The 20,695-nt window shown below is 41.5% G+C and carries 15 protein-coding genes; 5 read left to right on the top strand and 10 right to left on the bottom strand.

Going from position 1 to position 20,695, the window contains the following annotated elements:
* Nucleotides 1-5: 5 nt before the first annotated feature.
* From gldC to R2Q66_RS12655, 3 genes are read right to left on the bottom strand one after another with little or no spacing between them, the layout of a single operon-like run.
* Complete coding sequence (gene gldC / locus R2Q66_RS12665; protein WP_316749483.1) at nucleotides 6-341, bottom strand: gliding motility protein GldC; 336 nt, start codon at nucleotides 339-341, stop codon at nucleotides 6-8.
* Entirely contained in the window at nucleotides 342-620 is a 279-nt protein-coding gene (locus R2Q66_RS12660; RefSeq protein WP_316749481.1) for a hypothetical protein, read from the bottom strand. It lies immediately after the preceding gene.
* 10 nt (nucleotides 621-630) lie between these two features.
* The gene (locus R2Q66_RS12655) at nucleotides 631-1,962 is read right to left on the bottom strand and encodes a DEAD/DEAH box helicase (protein ID WP_316749479.1); all 1,332 of its coding nucleotides are present in this window, start codon (nucleotides 1,960-1,962) and stop codon (nucleotides 631-633) included.
* 113 nt (nucleotides 1,963-2,075) lie between these two features.
* On the opposite strand from R2Q66_RS12655, the gene R2Q66_RS12650 reads away from it, so the two are divergent.
* The 5 genes from R2Q66_RS12650 to R2Q66_RS12630 are packed head-to-tail and all read left to right on the top strand — an operon-like array spanning nucleotide 2,076 to nucleotide 9,387.
* Nucleotides 2,076-4,001, top strand: coding sequence for a M1 family metallopeptidase (locus R2Q66_RS12650; protein WP_316749477.1), 1,926 nt, complete (start codon nucleotides 2,076-2,078; stop codon nucleotides 3,999-4,001).
* Nucleotides 4,002-4,027: 26 nt separating this feature from the next.
* Entirely contained in the window at nucleotides 4,028-5,362 is a 1,335-nt protein-coding gene (locus R2Q66_RS12645) for a dihydroorotase (protein ID WP_316749475.1), read from the top strand.
* A 45-nt stretch (nucleotides 5,363-5,407) separates the two neighbouring features.
* Nucleotides 5,408-6,499 (top strand): DUF3810 domain-containing protein, encoded by a 1,092-nt coding sequence (locus R2Q66_RS12640; RefSeq protein WP_316749473.1) that lies wholly within the window; start codon nucleotides 5,408-5,410, stop codon nucleotides 6,497-6,499.
* Between the two features lie 39 nt (nucleotides 6,500-6,538).
* Nucleotides 6,539-8,398, top strand: coding sequence for a Fe-S protein assembly chaperone HscA (gene hscA, locus R2Q66_RS12635; RefSeq protein WP_316749471.1), 1,860 nt, complete (start codon nucleotides 6,539-6,541; stop codon nucleotides 8,396-8,398).
* 35 nt (nucleotides 8,399-8,433) lie between these two features.
* On the top strand, nucleotides 8,434-9,387 hold the full coding sequence (locus R2Q66_RS12630; RefSeq protein ID WP_316749469.1) for a zinc dependent phospholipase C family protein: 954 nt from the start codon (nucleotides 8,434-8,436) through the stop codon (nucleotides 9,385-9,387).
* On the opposite strand, the gene R2Q66_RS12625 is transcribed toward R2Q66_RS12630, so the two are convergent.
* From R2Q66_RS12625 to R2Q66_RS12595, 7 genes are all read right to left on the bottom strand, one after another.
* A complete protein-coding gene (locus R2Q66_RS12625) occupies nucleotides 9,384-10,043 on the bottom strand; it encodes a VTT domain-containing protein (protein ID WP_265841267.1) in 660 nt (219 codons plus the stop codon). The genes R2Q66_RS12630 and R2Q66_RS12625 overlap by 4 nt on opposite strands.
* A 175-nt stretch (nucleotides 10,044-10,218) precedes the next feature.
* Nucleotides 10,219-11,343: a DNA polymerase III subunit beta gene (gene dnaN, locus R2Q66_RS12620; protein ID WP_182961418.1), complete on the bottom strand. Its 1,125-nt coding sequence runs from the start codon at nucleotides 11,341-11,343 to the stop codon at nucleotides 10,219-10,221.
* 34 nt (nucleotides 11,344-11,377) lie between these two features.
* Nucleotides 11,378-13,054 (bottom strand): gliding motility-associated ABC transporter substrate-binding protein GldG, encoded by a 1,677-nt coding sequence (gldG, locus tag R2Q66_RS12615; protein ID WP_316749466.1) that lies wholly within the window; start codon nucleotides 13,052-13,054, stop codon nucleotides 11,378-11,380.
* On the bottom strand, nucleotides 13,048-13,776 hold the full coding sequence (gldF, locus tag R2Q66_RS12610) for a gliding motility-associated ABC transporter permease subunit GldF (RefSeq protein WP_316749464.1): 729 nt from the start codon (nucleotides 13,774-13,776) through the stop codon (nucleotides 13,048-13,050). The genes gldG and gldF overlap by 7 nt, the downstream gene beginning before the upstream one ends.
* 102 nt (nucleotides 13,777-13,878) lie before the next feature.
* Entirely contained in the window at nucleotides 13,879-15,684 is a 1,806-nt protein-coding gene (locus R2Q66_RS12605; RefSeq protein WP_316749460.1) for a SusD/RagB family nutrient-binding outer membrane lipoprotein, read from the bottom strand.
* Between the two features lie 17 nt (nucleotides 15,685-15,701).
* Nucleotides 15,702-19,124 carry a SusC/RagA family TonB-linked outer membrane protein gene (locus R2Q66_RS12600; RefSeq protein ID WP_316749458.1) on the bottom strand — a complete coding sequence of 1,141 codons (3,423 nt, stop codon included), beginning with the start codon at nucleotides 19,122-19,124 and terminating at the stop codon, nucleotides 15,702-15,704.
* 73 nt (nucleotides 19,125-19,197) lie between these two features.
* On the bottom strand, nucleotides 19,198-20,388 hold the full coding sequence (locus R2Q66_RS12595) for an ROK family protein (protein ID WP_316749456.1): 1,191 nt from the start codon (nucleotides 20,386-20,388) through the stop codon (nucleotides 19,198-19,200).
* Nucleotides 20,389-20,695: the final 307 nt, after the last annotated feature.

Here is a 20,695-nt window from a genome sequence, read left to right as displayed (position 1 = left end):
TGACCTTATTGTTGCTGGTTAATTCCCATTTTATCGGCAAAATGCGCGCAATAATCGCGTAGATCTTCGACAATTAGTGTCTCTCCTGTAGCTTTAAGGAAGCTATCACCCATAGTTTGCAAAGTTTCATAAAAGAATCTTTTCATCTCATCAACCGGCATATCTTTAGTCCATAGATCGATACGCATAGAGTTCTTATAATTATGATCCCAAAGAGCTAACATCATCGATTTCACAGGCACCTGGTCTTTAGTTTCTGAATCTGTAGATTCCCAAAGGATATTTTCCGGTACATTATTGTCGTCTAATTCAACGGTAATTTTAATTTCTGCTTGTTTCATTTAATTTATGCTGACTTTTATAATAATAAATAAGAGAACGGTAAAAAGGATCACTGTACACTCGATAATCCAGATCTTTTTCAATTCAGGGATAAACTTCCTGAAAATCTGATCGGATATAAAAGCAACCACCGCAATCAACAGGCTAAAACCAATCAGGATTGGCTGTATATCGATGATATGCGAATTTGATGGCGTCCTTTTTTCGAATACCAACACTGCAGCAATCGTTAAAAAGATCGCTGAAATGATGTTAAGTGGGGTCAGTTTTACTTTCAATTCCCTTGTTTTACTTTTTGTTTTTGAATTTCTTCGACTTCCAGGCAGGAGCTTTATTTTTCATTTTCTCTCTTTCCGAAGCTGCAATCGCTGCTGCATGTTTCTTCTCATGGAAAGCACCTTTAAACTCAGGATCATCCTTACGCTTCTGGTCATCAATTGATCTGGCAATTGCCTGACGTTCTTCATATGGCGTCTCTTCCACGAAAATTTCCGCTGGCAAAGGTAACACAGGAATCTGTTGTCTGATCAACTTCTCTATTTTCTCAATGTAATATTTTTCCGCAGGCGTAGCGAAAGTCAAGGCATCTCCCTTGGCATAAGCTCTACCAGTACGTCCGATACGGTGTACATAATCTTCAATAATGATCGGTACATCGAAGTTGATTACATGACTCACTTCAGAAACATCAATACCACGGGAAGCCACATCTGTAGCCACCAATACCCTGATATTTCCTTCTTTAAAGCTGTTAATCGAGTTGATACGTGTATTCTGACCTTTATTGGCATGGATTACCCTTACCGCATCTGCACCGAATCTACGCTCGATAAAGCTGAAAATATTGTCGGCAACAGTTTTTGTTTTACAGAAAATGATCAGTCTTTTGAACTCCTCATCATTTTTCAGCAAGTGCTGCAATAAATTGATCTTGGTTTTGAAATTGGGAACCTCATACAGTTTTTGCGTAACCGTTTGCGCAGGTGTAGCTTGCATGCCTACCTCAATAATAGTTGGGTGTTTCAGGAAGTCACCCGCAATTTTCTGTACCAGATCACTCATGGTAGCGGAGAATAATAAGTTCTGACGACGACGTGGCACCACTTCTAAAATACGGTGAATAGAGCCGATAAAGCCCATATCCATCATTTTATCCGCTTCATCCAACACCAAAAACTTCAGGTATTGCGTATTGATGTGTCCGGCTAAATAGATGTCTAAAAATCTTCCCGGAGTAGCCACAATAATGTCTACACCCGCTTTAATCTGTTCGATTTGTGTTTTTGGACCGATACCGCCGAAAACGACAACGGTACGTAAGTCTGTATATTTAGAGAAAATTTTGACATGTTCAGTGATCTGCATCGCCAACTCTCTGGTTGGTGCAAGGACCAAAGCTCTTGGCGCATCGCCCTGAGCATATTTTAATTGCATCAGGATCGGTAAAACATAAGCCGCTGTTTTTCCGGTTCCTGTCTCGGCAATGCCGAATATATCCTGTCCTGATAGTACAGGTGCTATTGATTTTTCTTGTATTGGGGTGGCAACAGTAAACCCTGCATCAGCTACAGCATTTAAAATCTGTCGATTAAGGTTAAACTCTTCAAATGTTTTGGGCATTTTGCAAAGATACTATTATTTATAGGATCAAGCGCTCAACGTATTATTTATGATAGCGATTGTTTTAAAAAATCATAAAAACTGTACTTTTATAAGTATAACGAATCAACCAAATGCAAAAACAACAATACAGATGGTTAAAGGCAATTTTCCCTAAAGCCTTTACCCTATTGCTTACCGGAACCACCGTATTACTTAACGGAGCTACCGCGGTTTATGCCCAGGATTTATACCTGCCAAGAAATATTAAAATGGCTTATGAAAAAGGAAGCCGCTCCAAAGATGGTAAACCAGGCAAGCATTACTGGCAAAATAAAGGGAAATACGACATGACCATTAGCGTAGACCCAGCTAGTAAAATCGTAACTGGTTCAGAAATCATAAAATACACCAACCATAGTCCGGATACCCTGGGTCAAATCGCCATCAGGTTTGTCAACAACCTCCATAAACCTACTTCTCCACGTGCCAATGCGGTAAGCAAAGACTTTTTAAGCGAAGGCCTAAGCATCAGTTCTTTTCAAATCGACGGGCAGAAATATAACGTCAAATCGGACAATTGGGAAACCGTAGAAGGGATTAAACTAAAAACACCCCTAAATCCGGGACAAACGGCTGAACTCAACATCAGCTGGTCTTATCCATTATCAAAAGAAAGTGGCAGAGAAGGTCAGTTAGACAGCAGCACATTTTTCGTCGCCTATGCCTTCCCCAGAGTTTCCGTTTATGACGATTACAATGGCTGGGACTATATTCCACATACCGACAGAACCGAATTTTACAACGATTTCAATGATTACAAGCTGACGGTAAAAGCTCCGAAAAACTTCGTCGTATGGGCTACCGGAGATCTACAAAACCCTCAGGAAGTCTTACAACCTGTTTTTGCGGAAAGACTGAAAAAATCTTATACCAGTGATGCGATAAGCTCCATTGCCAATGCAGAAGAAATGGCGAAAGGCCTGGTAACCTTACAAAACGACTGGAACAGTTGGGTATTTACCGCAGATCACATTACAGATGTGACTTTCGCCCTGAGCAACCATTATTTATGGGATGGTGGCAGTGTCCTGGTTGATGCTAAAACCGGCAGAAGAGCCAGTGCCCAGGCTGCTTATGATGCCAAAGCCCCGGATTTCCCAAAAGCGGTGGACTGGACCAAACAATCACTATCCTGGTTTTCCAACAACTGGCCGGGGGTTGCCTATCCTTATTCAAAAATGACCGCTGTACAAGGTTTTGCGGACATGGAATACCCGATGATGATCAATGATTCGAGTACGCCTGATATGGAATTTTCGCAGTTTGTACTGAATCATGAGGTGGCACATACGTATTTTCCTTTTTATATGGGTACCAATGAAACCAGATATGCACACATGGATGAAGGTTGGGCAACGACTTTCGAATACCTGATCTCTACCGCGCAACTCGGAAAAGAGAAAGCAGATGCGAACTTTAAAAAATTCCGTGTAGATCGCTGGATCAATGATCCTTCTACCGAAGAAGATCAACCGATTATCAGCCTTTCTACCCAGGTTTCCGGTCCCGGTTATGGCAATAATGCTTATGTGAAACCAGCGCTGGCCTACCTGGCTTTAAAGGATATGCTGGGCGATGCCAACTTTAAAAAGTACCTGCATGCCTATATGGAGCGCTGGAATGGCAAACATCCCATTCCATGGGACTTTTTCTACACCTTCAACAACGTGTCCGGACAAAACCTGAACTGGTACTGGAACAACTGGTTTTTCAGCAACAATTACATTGACCTGGCGGTAAAGCAAGTATCTAATAAAGGGCTGGCTTACCAGGTTAAACTGGATAATATCGGCGGTTTTGCGGTTCCATTTGATATCAAACTGACTTATAAAGATGGCAGCAGCAGTGTATTTCACCAGACTGCCGGCGTTTGGAAAGCCAATCAGAAAAGCACTGTCATTCCCCTGAATGCAAAGCAGGTAGTTGCGAAAATTCAGGTTGATGGTGGTATATTTATGGATGCGACCCCTTCGGATAACATCTGGAAGGGCAAATAACGTTTTTTTTATTTAAGTTTGAAGGCATGAACACCATTCTGATAAAAGCGGCCTCAGTGGTAAACGAAGGCCAAATCTTTGTTGCTGACGTACTGATTAAAGAGGGATTTATTGTGAAAATTGCGCCAGATATCCAGGCGGAAGGCGCAAAAGAAATCAATGCAGAGGGCTTGCACCTCTTCCCTGGAATGATCGATGATCAGGTACATTTTAGAGAACCCGGACTAACCGATAAAGCGGATATATTTTCTGAAAGTATGGCTGCCGTTGCCGGTGGGATTACTTCCTTCATGGAAATGCCCAATACCGTTCCCAATACTTTAAGTCAGGAATTACTGGCCGATAAATATAAAATCGCCTCCGATGTTTCTTTAGCGAATTACTCGTTTTTCATGGGCGCTTCCAATGACAACCTGGATGAAGTATTGAAAACTGATCCTAAAAACGTTTGCGGGATTAAAGTATTCATGGGCTCTTCTACCGGAAATATGTTGGTAGACAATGCGACGGTTTTAGAAAACATTTTCAAAGAAGCACCGATGTTGGTGGCTACACATTGTGAAGATGAAAAGACCATCAGAGAAAACATGGCGCGTTATAAAGCGGAATATGGCGATAACATCACCATAGACATGCACCCACTCATCAGAAGTGCAGAAGCTTGCTATATTTCTTCGTCAATGGCGGTAGAACTTGCTAAAAAATACCAGACGCGTTTACACATTCTGCATATTTCTACAGCAAAAGAAGTCGCGTTATTTGATAACATTACCCCATTAAAAGATAAAAGAATCACTGCCGAAGCCTGTGTACACCACCTTTGGTTCGACGATAGAGATTATGCCACTAAAGGCAACTGGATCAAATGGAATCCGGCAGTAAAAACAGAGCAGGACAAAGATGCGATCTTAAAAGGCGTATTGGATGGCCATATCGACATCATCGCGACAGACCATGCTCCGCATACGATTGCCGAAAAAGAGCAACCTTACCTACAAGCCCCTTCTGGTGGCCCATTGGTACAACATGCCCTTTCTGCTTTACTGGAAATGTACCATCAAAAGAAAATCACTTTAGAGCAGATTGCCGAAAAAACAGCGCATAATGTGGCTACTTGTTTTCAAGTGGATAGAAGAGGTTTCATTAGAGAAGGTTACTGGGCAGATTTAGTACTGGTTAACCTGAATGATCCGGTTAAAGTAACCAGAGCAAACCTTTGGTACAAATGTGGCTGGTCGCCTTTTGAAGGACAAACCTTCCAATCGGAGATTACCCATACCTTTGTTTCCGGAAACCTGGCTTATCAAAAAGGTAGTTTCATGACCAATGAAAAAGGAAGAAGATTAGAATTTAACAGGTAATCAGATTGTTTTAACAGATCAAAAGAAACATAAATAATGAGATTAATGGACAAGCCGGGAATTAAACAGTTTGTCCTGCTGTTCAGTCTGTCGGGAATCGTATTTCTTGCCGGACTGAACAGTAATTTTATAGAAAAATACTATTCCAATGGCCTGTATCCGGTCAGTTCCCTGATTCAACGCTGGATCAGTTCCCTGTTTCCTTTCCCTGTCGGGGATTTCCTCTACCTCCTGCTCGTGCTATATATGCTCAGGAGTGTTTTTCTCTTTTTCAAGAAACTTAGTCAAAAGAAACTCACTAAAGCAGACCGGATCAAAATCCCTTTGCAACTGGTTAATTTCGGCCTGATCTTATACCTGGTTTTTAAAATATTATGGGGTTTAAACTACTCCCGCCCTACTATCAGCAAACAACTGGGTATTTCAAATGAAAAGTATACGACCGAAGAACTGGTTTCCCTTGGCGAGTATTTTATCAAACAGCTCAACGGTTTACAATCGGCTAAAAAGGAAAGATATACCCTGGATCAGCTAGAAAGCAAGGCAAAGATCTCCTATGATGAGCTCGGGAAAAGCAATGCTTTTTTCAGGTACCCCGCGCCATCCGTAAAAGCGGTATTGAACAGCTGGATTGTGACCAAAATCGGCATTGAAGGCTATTACAATCCAGTTTCCGGCGAAGCCAATGTGAATACCCGATTACCCACAACCTCCTTACCTTTTGTAACCTGTCATGAGATTGCACACCAGTTGGGCATCGCCAGAGAAGATGAAGCCAACCTGATCGGTTACCTCGTGGCTATCCACAGCAGCGATAAAAACTTCCAGTATTCTGCGGCCTACAATATGCTCAGAAGTATTCTTTTTGAGATCAAATACAAATCACCGGAAGATTACCAACGCCTTTATGCGACCATAAATCCGGTTACTTTGAACGATTTTCAAATAGAAAGAGCATTCTGGAAAAAATACAACAGCGATATGTATGGTTATATGGATGTGGCCCTGGACAGCTTTTTAAAGCTGAATAACCAGAAAAAAGGAACGGATAGCTATCAGGATATTGTGTTATGGTTGTATAATATTCATAAAAAAGACCTGATTCCTGCGCAGAAGGTTAAAACATTACAACCTTAAAACAAAAAAAGAACAAAACATTCCTAAATTTGCCTCACTATGGCAAAGATATCCATTAACCTCGCAACAGGTTCCTTACAGAAAGAAGAAATCATCGTCGGCATTGACCTTGGTACAACCAACAGTCTGGTAGCCTTTATCAACCCTGACAAAAACCCTATGGTCATCAACGACACGGGGAAGGGCGTATTGGTACCATCCATCGTGCATTTTAATGCCAATGGCGATGCAGTTGTAGGAAATGAAGCCAAAGAATTTTTAATCAGCGATCCATCAAACACTATATTTTCAGTAAAAAGATTATTAGGCAGATCCTATAAAGATGTTGCTGCACACCAGGATACTTTTTCTTACAAAATCATAGATGACGAAAACGATTCTTTGGTAAAGATTAAAGCTGGTGATAAGTTTTACACACCTATAGAGCTTTCTGCAGAAATCCTGAAAGAACTAAAAGCAAGAGCAGAACACGCGTTAAAAACACCGGTAAACCGTGCTGTAATTACCGTTCCTGCTTATTTTAATGATAGTCAGCGCCAGGCCACCCGTGATGCGGGCAGGTTAGCAGGCCTTGATGTCCTTAGAATTGTAAACGAACCTACCGCAGCCAGTCTGGCCTACGGAATCGGTTTAGACCCTACGCAACAAAAAACAATTGCCGTTTACGACCTTGGCGGTGGAACATTTGACGTTTCCATCCTGTCTATTCAAAACGGAATATTCGAAGTACTGGCCACCAATGGAAATACCTTCTTAGGAGGTGATGATTTTGACCGTGCCATCGTTCACCACTGGATAGAGAAAAATAAACTGGATGCCGCTGCATTATCAGCAGATCAAGGTTTAATGCAATCCTTAAGACTAAAAGCAGAAGAAGCTAAAAAAGCCTTAAGTACTCAAAATCTTTTCAATGAGCAAATCGGAGAAATCTGGTGTACTTTAGACAAACAAACCTTTGAACAACTGATTTCAGCTAAAGTTGCAGAAACGTTAAACGCCTGTAAACAAGCTTTAACAGATGCTAACTTAACGGTAAAAGAAATCGACGAAGTAGTACTGGTTGGTGGTTCTACACGTACCCCATATGTAAAAGCACAGGTTGCTGAATTCTTCGGTTCTACGCCACACGACCAGATTAATCCGGACGAAGTGGTGGCATTGGGTGCTGCAATTCAGGCAGACATCCTTGCTGGAAACCGCTCAGACATTCTTTTACTGGACGTAACGCCATTGTCGCTGGGTATTGAAACCATGGGTGGATTAATGGATGTGATCATCCCTAGAAACGCAAAAGTGCCGACTAAAGCCGGCCGCCAATATACCACCTCTATCGACGGACAGGTCAACATGAAAATCTCTGTATTCCAGGGAGAACGTGACCTGGTTAAAGAAAACAGGAAATTGGCAGAATTTGACCTGAAAGGTATCCCGGCAATGCCGGCAGGATTGCCAAAAGTAGACATCAACTTTATGTTGAATGCCGATGGTATCCTAACTGTACAGGCAATTGAGCTACGTTCTGGTGTGAAACAGGAAATCGACATTACCCCAAGTTATGGCCTTACCGATGATACGGTAGAGCAAATGCTGATCGACAGTATTACCCATGCAAAAAGTGATGTAGAACAACGTATGTTGATCGAAGCAAGAAGTGAAGGCGAACAATTGGTCTACACTGCTGAGCGCTTCATCGACAAACACAGTAACTTCCTGACCGCCGAAGAAATTACAGACACCAAAACTTATATCGAAGCGCTTAAAACCGCATTGGCTACCGCAGAAAAAGATAACATTTTGAAAAAAGCGGATGAGTTGAATGAGTTCACCCGTCCATTCGCCGAAAGAGTGATGGACATGGCCGTTTCCTCAGCCATGAAAGGAAAAAGCATCGAAAAATAACCAGGTAATAGGTTATTATACAGAACTTGACAGGGATGAATCGTGTATTTATCCCTGTTTTGCTTTTAAGCGTTTTGCTGTTGTGTTCCTCCTGGGGATTTTATGCCCATCAGCGCATCAACTATCTGGCTGTTTTTACGCTCCATAATGGCCTCAATACTTTTTACAAGGCAAATATCAACTACCTGAGTGATCATGCGATAGATGCCGACAAGCGTCGTTATGCAGACACCGCGGAAGCGCCCAGACATTTCATCGACGTAGAATGTTATGAAAACCATATCGACAGCATCCCTCGCAAATGGCAGGAGGCCCTGAAAAGATACGGGGCGAAGAAACTACAGACCAATGGCACCCTACCCTGGCAAATCCAGAAATCCTATTTCAAACTCGTTCGGGCCTTTGTAGACAGGGATTCCCTGAAAATACTGATCTATTCGGCCTACCTCGGGCATTATATTTCTGATGCCCATGTGCCCCTCCATACCACGCAAAACCATAACGGCCAACTGAGCAACCAACATGGCATCCATGCCTTCTGGGAAAGTCGCTTACCGGAACTCTTTGCGGAACAATATAATTTCCGCGTCGGGAAAGCGATCTACATTGAAGACCCTTTGAAAACAGCCTGGAAGATGGTCAGTCAGAGTCACCGTTTACTGGACAGCGTGTTGTCCATGGAATTAAAAGTAAGTTCAAACACCCCCGGGAGAAAGAAATACAGCTTTTCCAAGCGTAAAAACCTCTTATTGAGGCAGTATTCCGAAAGTTATTCGAGGGCCTATCATGAAGTAATGAACCAGATGGTGGAACGGCAAATGCGGGCTGCCATCCATGCTACCGGCAGTTATTGGTATTCCGCCTGGATCGATGCCGGACAACCGGACTTAAAAAATATGCCCAAAAAAAACGCTGCTTCCAGTCTGGTTAAAGAACTTGAAGCAGCGCCGTTGCCCAATGGGCGTATCCTTGGTAGAGAGCCAGATTAGCCCTTCAAAATATCTTTTGGTTTGATTCTGCTTTTAATCGCAGCATAAATTACCGGACCGAAGGTCACTACAGCAATGGTAATGATCACAATGGAGAAGTTATCTCTGATGATTGGAATTTGTCCAAGCAGGAAGCCTGCGAACAATAAACTGAAAATCCATCCAATACCACCCACTACATTGTAATAGGTAAATCTGCCGAAAGGCATCTTAGCTACACCTGCAACGAAAGGGGCAATGGTTCTGAAAATCGGAAGGAAACGACTGAAAATAATCGCTTTACCACCATGTTTTTCAAAAAACTCATGAGATTTGTTGTAGTATTCCAGTTTCAGGATTTTATTCCCTTCTTTAAACACTTTAATCCCAAAATAGCTACCGAGTCGATAGTTTAAACTGTTTCCAGCAATGGCAGCAATGGTTAGTAACAGGAACATGATCCAGATATCAAGGCCGGTTCCGCCTTTTGCGATCAATGCACCAACGGCAAACAGCATCGAGTCGCCCGGTAAAAAGGGGGTAACTACAAATCCGGTCTCCGCGAAAATGATTAAGAATAGAATAAGGTAAGTCCATGTTTTATAATCGCTTACCAGCTGTACTAAAGCTTTATCGGTATGCAATATAAAATCTACTAGTTGTGATAAAAGTTCCAAATCGTATAGTTTAAGCCCAAAATTAAGAATTACATGTTAATAAACCTGCTGTTTTCAATTTTAGTAGTCAATAATTAGTTAGCTGTGACAGAACAAATTCCGTGGTTCTTCCGGGGATTTGGCAAAAAGAAGGCCTGATAAAATACCAGGCCTCTACTTATACTTTAAGATAATTCTAGTTGTAGTTGTTCAGCATTACTGGCATCACCAACATTAAAACATCTTCATTCTCGTCATTCGTGTGTGGAATTAGTAATCCTGCACGGTTAGGTGTAGAAAGTTCTAAAGTCACTTCTTCACCGCTCAGGTTACTTAGCATTTCGATCAGGAAGCGGGCATTGAAGCCAATTTCTAAATCTTCACCTTCATACTGGCAGCTCAAACGCTCATGTGCTTCATTAGCGAAATCTAAATCCTCCGAAGAGATATTCAGCTCAGAACCATTGATTTTTAAACGTACCTGATGCGTAGTTTTGTTGGCAAAAATCACCACCCTACGTAAAGTGTTTAAGAACAATGCGCGGTCGATGATCAGTTTATTAGGGTTATTTGCAGGAATTACTGCTTCATAATCCGGGTAACGCTCATCAATCAGGCGACAAACCAGGTTGATGTTTTCAAATTTAAAGAAAGCACTGGTGGCATTATAATCCACAGAAACATTCACATCAGTAGAAGGAAGTGCTGCTTTTAATAAAGTCAATGCTTTTTTAGGAAGGATGAACGAAGAAGCTTTTTCGCCTTTGCTGTCCATTCTTCTATATCTTACCAATTTATGTGCATCAGTAGCTACAAAAGTGATGTGTTGTTCAGATAACTGGCAATATACACCAGTCATTGCCGGACGCAACTCATCGCTGCTTACTGCAAAAATTGTTTTGGTAATTGCTTCTGTTAAAACTGAAGCAGGAAGGTTTACCGATGAAGCATTTTCTACTACCGGAATCTTCGGGAAATCATCCCCATTTTCTCCGCTTAGTTTATATTTACCGTCACCTGCGCTGATTTCAATAGAGAAAGTGTTGTCGTCAATATTGAAAGAGATCGGCTGATCCGGTAATGTTTTTAAAGTGTCTAAAAGTATTTTTGCTGGCACAGCTACTTTTCCACCCTCCTTAGACTCAACCGGTAAAGAGGTGGTCATGCTGGTTTGTAAATCAGTGGCAGAGATGGTTAAACTTCCATCTTTAATTTCAAAAAGGAAATTCTCCAATATCGGCAATACAGTACTGCTGCTTGATGCACCGTTTACTGTTTGCAAATGTTTTAATAACGTTGATGTGGATACAATAAATCTCATAGTATGATCTTGTCAGTTCTCAAAAATATAAAAATTACCTCGCATACTTATGCTTGCGGTAATAATGTTGAAAAATCGCGAACGATATTAACAATAATAAGGGCAAAGCCATATTGATCAATTGCCATTGTAGTTTTTCTATACGTAATTTCGCCTTATCCAACAGCCTGATTTTAACCTCTTTATTTCTCAAAGCGATTAAATGATCGTCATTTGACAGGTAATCTGCGATATTTAAGAGCAAAGCTTTATTTCCGTAGTTTTTTTGCGTGTATCTGTCGAAGCCCAGGGGAAAGACCGAACCGTCCTTGCTGCTGATTTGATTTTTGAACACATCGCCGTCGCCGATGACCACCATTTTGGTTGGCTTGCTCTGTGCCGGAAGCGGGTAGCTACCGGTAATTCCGGCAGGAACCGAACGGTTCAAAAACACCGAAGGAAAACTCCCCTCGATCAATACCGCCAAAGCTTGTGGCACACTCGCGTATGCACGTGGGTCTGGTTGCTCGGCCACCATTTGCAACGACAATAATTTAGGCGCATTGAAAATCTTGTTAAAAGGAGAAGAATGCAAAATCACCGTCTTCTTTAAACCTTTCACGGCGATGGTATCTACAGTACTCACGAATTCCCCTTTCAGCACATCAATATTCTTAACGAGGTTATGCGAAGTATCCGGTTTCATCAAAGGATAATAGACCCATGGCGCCATTTCTATCTGCCCGTTTGTACCCATACTCAGTGGAATTTCCGCACAATTGGCATCCGCAATCAGGTTGTAATTTACTCTGGCACCGTACATGAACAACATATCGTCCAGGTTTAGCTTTTTATTGAAGGCCAGCTGTTCTCCGGAACCTTTCAGGCTGTCCAGATCGGCACTCACCTGGTCAATCGCCCAGACTACCCTGCCGCCTTTCATCACAAAATAATTGATTTTATACTTCTCCGCCTCTGTAAATTCCTTTTGAGGTTTGGCAATGATCAGCGTTTTCAATTTATCCAGTCCCGCAGCATCAATGGTACTCAGGTTTACCCGGCCCACTTCATAACTATCCGACAAACTGGTAATGGCATCATTTAACATCAGATCCGGCAATTCTCCGTTTCCTTCCGTAAAACCAATCCTCGGGTGATCCGCAGAAAGCACTTTCTGAATGGCAGAAGTAAACAGGTATTCCAGGTTCTGAATTGAATTGTTGATATTTTCTTCATAACTACCGGTAGCCCCTAAATTCTGTAACAACTTAACCGGCAATTGTCGGTCAGGGCTTTCCAGCATGGCCATCGGAAAGACCATTTTCTGTGCAAAACCAGCGTCGTTTTTAATGTTGATGGTAGTGGGTTCAATCCCGGCCTCATATAAATGGTTAATCACCGTATCCTGATCGGCTATAGAAAGTCCGGAAACCGGGTCTTTGAAAATCACTTTAATCTCCTGACCAGATTCTGCTTTATAATCTGCCAGCAGGTCTTTGGTTGCATTTCTCAGCCTTTTAAAAGGAGCCGGTAAATCGCCTTCCAGAAACACAGTTATGGTAATCGGTTGCTTAATATTTTTTAAGATCTCTTTTGATTTTGCTGTCAGCGTGTACCGTTTTTCTTTGGTAAAATCTATGCGGGTATAAAAATACTGAGCCGCTACATTGAGTAAAACCAAAGCGCCAATGAAAAGCGCAATGCGAATCAGTTTCTGTTGTTTAATTACCATTTTCTACCTCCGATCACTAGTTTGGTTAAGCCCAGGAAAGCCAGGATAAACGTCAGGAAATACACCAGATCACGGGTATCTAAAACACCCCTGCTCATAGATTGATAATGTTCGTTGACACTCAGATTGAGCAATATATTTTCAAATGAACGAAAGGCAAAAATCTGACTCATCGCCTCAAATCCGCTGTAAGCGAAGAAACATAGGAATACGGAAAGTGCAAAAGCAACCACCTGATTTTTAGTCAGCGAAGAAGCGAAGATGCCGATCGAAACAAACGCTGCACCTAACAACAACAGTCCGATATAGGAACCAATAATGGCTCCGGTATCGATATTTCCTTTTGGCAGGGCCAGTTCGGAAATCGAATACGTATAAATCAGGGTAGGTAACAAAGCAAACAGCACCAGTACTAAACAGGCCAGGTATTTGGCAAAAATGATCTGCCAGTCGGTTAGCGGACGCGTGGCCAGTAAGATATACGTTCCTTCCCTCCGCTCTTCTGCAAAAGAACGCATGGTGATGGCGGGAATAAGAAAAAGGAATAAAAAAGGAGCAAGTCCGAAAAACCCGCTGAGTTCTGCATAACCATATTCCAGGATAGAAGTATCCGGAAAAAACCACAACAACAAGCCGGAGGCCAGTAGAAATACACCAATGGTAATATAGGCCATCAATGAATTCAATAAACTAAATAACTCTCTTTTAAATACCGCGTACATTCATTTGGATTAACGCTGCCGAAGTTAGAAAATTTAATAGACAAAAAAGGGTGCCCGAAAAAATCGGACACCCAACACAAAACTAAAAACCCCCTAAATTTATTATTGTTTATCCCACCAAATTCTACCTTTGGTTTCATTGATATCGACTCCGTAAGCTGCATCTTTAGCTTTCATATCATTAGCAGCTTTCAATATATTGGCTCTGTTCAAGTCAGCTCCGGGTAATACCCCTCTTCTTGGCCTGATCAGATTGGCACTACCGTTCCATAAGTTTTCCAGATAAGCTACCCCGGTGCCATCACCTATATTTCCAGGCGTGGTTGGTTGTCCGGCTCTATAATCTACAGCCTGAGGATATCCTGTTCTTTTCCACATCGCCCATGCTTCTTCCGGTTGAGCCAGAAAATGCACCCAGGATTGAGAGTATATACTTACCAGTCCATTAAAAGGGAAACGTGACAAATAATCTCCCATGGCAAGCGTTGTTGCAAATGGTACTTTAATATCTGTTCCAACCTTTTTGTATTGATCAAAAGAAGCCGTAACACCTTCATTATACCAAGCAGCCGCGCCTTTCCCCATAACAGAACCACCTTTTTTAGCAGCAATTTCTGCCATCATGAAACAAGTTTCCGCATAGCTCAGGAACAAAGATTTATACTTCAGGGAACCACCGGCAACCACCTCTTCATTAGTATTCAATAGCGGATCAGGTATTCCTTCTTTAAAACCACCATTTTTCACGAAATATCGACCTTGAATCAGCGATTGATAGGTTAGATTAGCCGCAGGACCAGTCGTTGAAAATGTCTGGAAGCGTCCCGCTCCTGTTGGTCCATAAGAAGCATCCTGTGAAGCAGGAAACGTATGTTTCCCATAATAACGTTGTTTATACTCCGGAGTAGCGAGTAAGGCAAGCGTAGCCGGAGTAGCCGTAGTTAACAAAGTGCTATAGGCAGGATTGTTAGCTCCCAGCTGATTCTGACGAACCATTACCGCCAATCGGGGATCATTAGCCGACTTCAGGAACTCCACAAAAGGATAGGCTGCATTAAAACTCGTTTTGATCGCATTGATATCATCCACGTTATTGTTCCAGTCTCTGGAATTATTGATTCCGAAAGATTCTTCATAAGTAGAGATCAATTGTCCACCAAAATTAGTCTCCACATCTGTCAGGATTGCATCCAGATTTGCAGGGTCTCTTTTCTCATAACGCTGCGCGATTTTAATACGCAATGTATTCGCAAACTTCAGCCAATTGTTCATCACTCCTTTATAAAAGAAGTCATTCGCGGTTAATTCTGTTTGTCCTGCAGGTAAGGTTTTGATGGTATTCGCTGCTGTTTTCAATTTAGTATCGAATACTTTATACAGGTCATAATCATAATCATACGCAGGTAATGGATACGTGAGATCTTGAAAAGCCTGCGAATAAGGCATTGCCCCAAATACATCGGATGTCCTCCAGGCCTGGTAAACATCAATAATCTGACTAACTGCTTTTAAATTCGCGTAAGTGGCTCTTTGAGCTTCCGGCATTTCATCAATTTTAGCGATGATCCTGTTTAGACCTACACCGACCTTTTGATAATAATCATTATAATATTGACTCAAGCCCGGATTTCCTCCTTTTGTAGCCGCTGGCGCCCAATAATTCCCTGAAAGATCCGCGTTAGCTCCATCCTGCACGATATATTGCATATAGGTCATGATGGTGAATCTATTCTGAACCTTGAACCTTTCATTATAATTGATATCGTTTATTGCGGTAGAGAACAAGAACCTCGGATCAACATCCGGAAGTGCATCAGGTCTTGTATTGAGTTCAATCATATCTTTTTTACACGATTGCCCAAGTGATGCCAGGACAATCAGTCCAATTATATATAATTTCTTTTTCATTTCTTTAGATTTTAGGATTAGAACTTAACGTTTAAGGAAACCGCGTAATTCCTTGTAAAAGGAACACCACCAGTAATCCATGGGCTAAAAGGGTCATTACTTTGAACAGATTCAGGATTTTGACCACCTGTTAAACTGTTGTATAAATAACCCAGATTTCTAGCGGTAAAGCTGAGGCGTGCGCCTTTAATTTTCACCTTGTCCAGGATTTGAAAAGGAATTTGATAACCTAAAGTCACCTCACGCAACATCAACCAGGACATTTTAGTGATTGCATCGGAATTATTCAGCGCATTCTGCCATCCTTTTGTATAGGTATAATAAACTGAAGCTTTCCATGGTTCTACCAATCCCTGATCATAAGCTGATCTGAAGGTCATTCCTGCGATAGATTTGGTTGGATCAATTAAACTCATTTGTCCCGGAGCAAAAACAGCATCAGGAACTGCACCATCATACACCGTTTGTCCTGTGTAAGAATCGATACGGGCTACACCACCATGAGCCTCATCACGATATTTTAAAGAGGCTAATGGCACTCCATTCCCCATAGAGTAGGCATAAGTTTCTGAATAAACATACCCACCAAAACGGGCGTCCATTTGTGTAAATAAGCTAAAGCTCTTATACCTCAGATTCACAGAGAAACCGCCTGTTAAACTTGGCTCTACTCTTCCTATCGGCAGCCTTCCATTTGGCAAATCGGAATCAGAGTTATCAACCAGATTATAATTGGCCACATTGTATTTCACATCTGCAGTTGCGTTAGAAAGTCTGGGTGCATTTATAATTAAAGGAAAGCCAGTAGCAGGATCAATTTTCACAGTGGTATTGGCACGCATCTCCAATACTCCAAAATCGCCACCTTCATAGGCCCATACTTGTCCACCTTCATAATCTCCGGTAATGTTCCAGCTGGTGATACCGCCTCCGAATTTGATGATTTTACTTCTATTGTGAGCTAGGTTAAGGGATAAATCTAATCCCCAATCTTTAGTTCTGATTGGAGCGCCACTAACTGAGGCTTCAAATCCTTTATTTTGAATGTTACCCGCGTTAAAGAAGGTTCTTTTATAACCAGTCTCGGGTACTCCATCCAATTTCAGGAGCTGATCGTAGGTATTACCTTTATACCAGGCAAAATCCACATCAATTCTATTTTTCAAGAAAGATAAAGTGGTACCAAACTCAATTTCACGTTGTCTCTGTGGTCTTAGATCATAATTTGGTTTTGTATCCCCATTAATCTGAGTAGCAGCAGGTACTGTTTGTCCATTCTGATCAATAATAACCGATGGTGAATAACCAGCGCCTGTATCGAATGGTCTGGCAATACCAGCACTTCCTACATAAGCAATGGAAGCTCTGATTTTTCCGAACGACAACCAGGATGGCATATCTTCTTTAAAGTGATCCGAGAAGATATAGGAAAGGTTTGCCGAAGGATAGAATACAGAATTGTTATTCTTTCCAGGAACAATTTTAGGATAAGTTAACACCGAAATCCAGTCGTTACGGCCAGATAACTCTAAATTCAGGTATTTCTTATAAGAGAAGTTCACTACTCCAGCGATACCGATTGTTTCTCTGCTTGGCTTGTTGACTGAATACTTCCTGGTAGTGAGGTTAACGGCATCTCCCTGAATAGGTTTCACCGAGTTATCAAGGAAGAAAAAGTTTGGTACTGCCAAACCGCCGTTGGTATTTGCACTATAGGTTTCACCTAGTTTATCACCATAAATTTCATTAATCAACCTGACATCAACATTCAGATCGTCGCTAATGTCTTTATTGGCGTGGGCCATGAATAATAAGGTGTAATCTGTAGAATAACCACCCCCTGCACTATAATATCCACCTTTATTGTCTTTCTCATTACCATATTCTTTGGATTCGGCAAAGTTTTTCTGGTAGTTAAAGTTACCTCTCGCGCTAAAATCTAACCAGGGATTTACCTGTGCTTTTAACTGAAGGAATCCCAATAGCGAATTCTCATGATTGGTATAGTTCTTTTTGTCAATTCTTGAAAAGGTGTTGACTACTGCATCAAAATTACCACCTGGTTTACTATAGGTATAGATCTCATTATTTGCAGGATTTCTATAGCCAGCATACCAATCTGCAAAATCAATGTTTCTTGGCAGATAATAAGTACTAAAAGCGAGTGCATTATCGCCATAAACAGAAAATCTACTTTGATTAAAATAGTTGGAAGTTCTGGTGTTTGCATAGCTGATTCCCATTTCCGAAGAAAATATTTTATTAATTTCTCCCCCAACTTTAACATCAATCGCATCTCTTTTCAAACCATTATTAGGCAAAATCCCTTTATTACTGGTATTAGAGTAAGAAACACGGTAATTAAATTTATCCGTACTTCCACCTAAGGCCACGTTATTATTGATGTAATTTCCATTGCGATAAAAGGTTTTCCAGTTGTCTGGCTGCGCCTCATAAGGAACCAGTTTTGATGGGTTATAAATCGCGGGAGTCATTCTTCCATCGAATTTTGGCCCCCAGTTACCAGTAGTTAAACTTTGCGTACCATCTGGTCTGAAATTCCCCTCTCTACTGAGGTAACTTCCCATACCATGCTCATTCTGAAGGTCCATAAAGCTTTTATAAACCTCTGTAGTCTGGTAAGTGCTGTTCACTTCAATACCTAATCCCGGGCCACTTTTCCCTCTTTTGGTATTGATCACGACCGCTCCATTCAAACCTCTGGAACCGTATAATGTAGTTGCCGCAGCACCTTTAAGTATCGTGATCGACTCATAATCATCAGGATTCAAACTTTTAAGCTGAGAACCGCCATCAGCAGCATCACCACCTACGATGTTGTTGGTGATCACCTGGCCATCAATCACAAAGATTGGCTGATTATTCGCTTGTCGGTCGCTGCTACCTAAAACCTTAGCACCCCTGATTTGAATGTAAGGAGAAGTTTGTACCCCTGCAGTTCCCACCACATTGATGTTCACCCCGGCTACTTTACCTTGCAAACCTGTAATCGGATTGACGGTATTGGTACGGGTAATTTCATCTCCTTTGATCTTGGTTACAGAATACCCCAGGTTCCTGTCTATCTTTTTCACCCCCAAAGCTCCCTCTACGCTCACTTCCTTCAAAGCATTATCGCTTGGACTTAAGCTTACATTAACCACTCCGTCGGCACCCACAACGGCATCTTTGCTCACATATCCCACATACCTGAATTCCAGTGTATTCCCGGGTACTGCATCAATTACAAATTTCCCCGCTGCATTAGTACTGGTTGATTTTTTCGTTTCTTTTACCCGAACACTTACCGCAGGCATGGGCGAGCCTGTTTCATCCTTTACAGTACCAGATACGGTACGACCAGTCTGGGCATAGACGCCGATGCTCCAGAATAACGCCGCAAAGCTAAGCCACGTCATTTTTAGTAGTAGTTTTGTCATAGTTGTTTAGTTTTAATTTGGGTTTATATTAATCGGAAAAAGGATGGTTCTTTTTATACTTATCTTTTGTGCTTTACAGGGATTCTGCGCGTTCCATCACCATGTGGGCTGCCCCCAGCAATTCCGCTTCATTGCCGATTTCAGAGATTTCGATATCGGTACACTCTGCGATTCTGGGAATACAGAACTCATTAATGGCTTGCTGAATCGAAGGCATAAACATTTTACCGGCTATGGCAGCTCTCCCGCTCAACACAATTTTCTCTGGATTCATGATGTGGATTAAGGTGGCTACCCCTTTTCCAAGATGAAAGGATGCTTCTGATAAGATGGAGATGGCCAGTGGATCTCCGGAACGGGCGGCAGCTAAAAAATGATCCCCGTCATGTTTGGATTTATCCAAAAACAATCGTTTCATACTTGATTCTACTCCTGCTTCCACCTGTACTTTAGCTTTCCTTGCCATCACCAATAAGGAGGTTTCGACTTCCAGACATCCCCTTTTACCACAAGAGCATAAATGATCATTACCAGATAAAGGGATATGGCTAAATTCACCGGCGAAACCACTATGGCCCCTGAATATTTTTCCATCGATAATCATCCCCAGTCCGGTACCCCAGCCTAAATTGATGACCATAACGTCTTGCTTACCTTTGGCTTTTCCAAATTTCAGCTCTGCAATTCCAATTAAACTAGAGTCGTTGTCTATGAATACCGGGAGGTTTAAGCGGCTACTGAGGTGATCTCTCAGAGATTCCCCTTCTGCAGTAGGAAAGATGGTATAGTTGATTCCTTTTTCAATGTTTACGAAGCCAGGCATACCTATACCGATGCCCAGTATATGATCCCTGTTTAGGCCTGATTTCTCCAGGTTACCGGCAATAAATACCACTAATTTCTGAAGGGCATTTACATCATTGTAAGTATCAATTTCAGTAACCTGAACCGGGAGTTGAATTTGATTGGTCAAATTGTAGATCACCATTCGGGCAACCATCTGATCTACAGCAACTGAAATAATGTATCGTTCTTTTTTAGGATTCAAAAGAAACATTGAGGCTCTTCTCCCCCCGCTGGAAGGCGCAAGTCCATCGCTGATCATATATCCATCTGCGATCAGATCATTGACCACGGTGGTCACAATCGGGAGACTTTTCTGAGTTAGTTTGCTGAGCTCATTTAAAGAAAGTGCTAAGCCAGAATACAAATGCTTAAGTATTTCCTTCCTTAACTGTGCACTTTTCTTAATTGTAGCAGACATATCTATCGTTAATTTTACATAAAGCTATATAAACTTACATTAAGAATACAAACCTTTTGTATTTTTTTAAAAAGATTGTACAGGTTTGGAATAAAATATAGAAGAGTACAATCATTTGAACAGATCAAAAAACATTTGAAAGAAAATTCAATGGAAATGAATGAAAAATCTCTTTATGATAAAAAATAATTCCACATGATACAGTTGGCTGAACTGGAATATTATTATGAAATAATTATCTTTTTACATTAAATTGACATTTCCTTAAAAGTTAGACAAAATCACTCGTTTTCAGTAGGTTAGTGTT

The organism is Pedobacter gandavensis (assembly GCF_032677645.1).
Classification (GTDB): domain Bacteria; phylum Bacteroidota; class Bacteroidia; order Sphingobacteriales; family Sphingobacteriaceae; genus Pedobacter; species Pedobacter gandavensis_A.
Note: the sequence above shows the minus strand (reverse complement) of the source record. Positions and strands in the feature narration are given on the sequence as shown.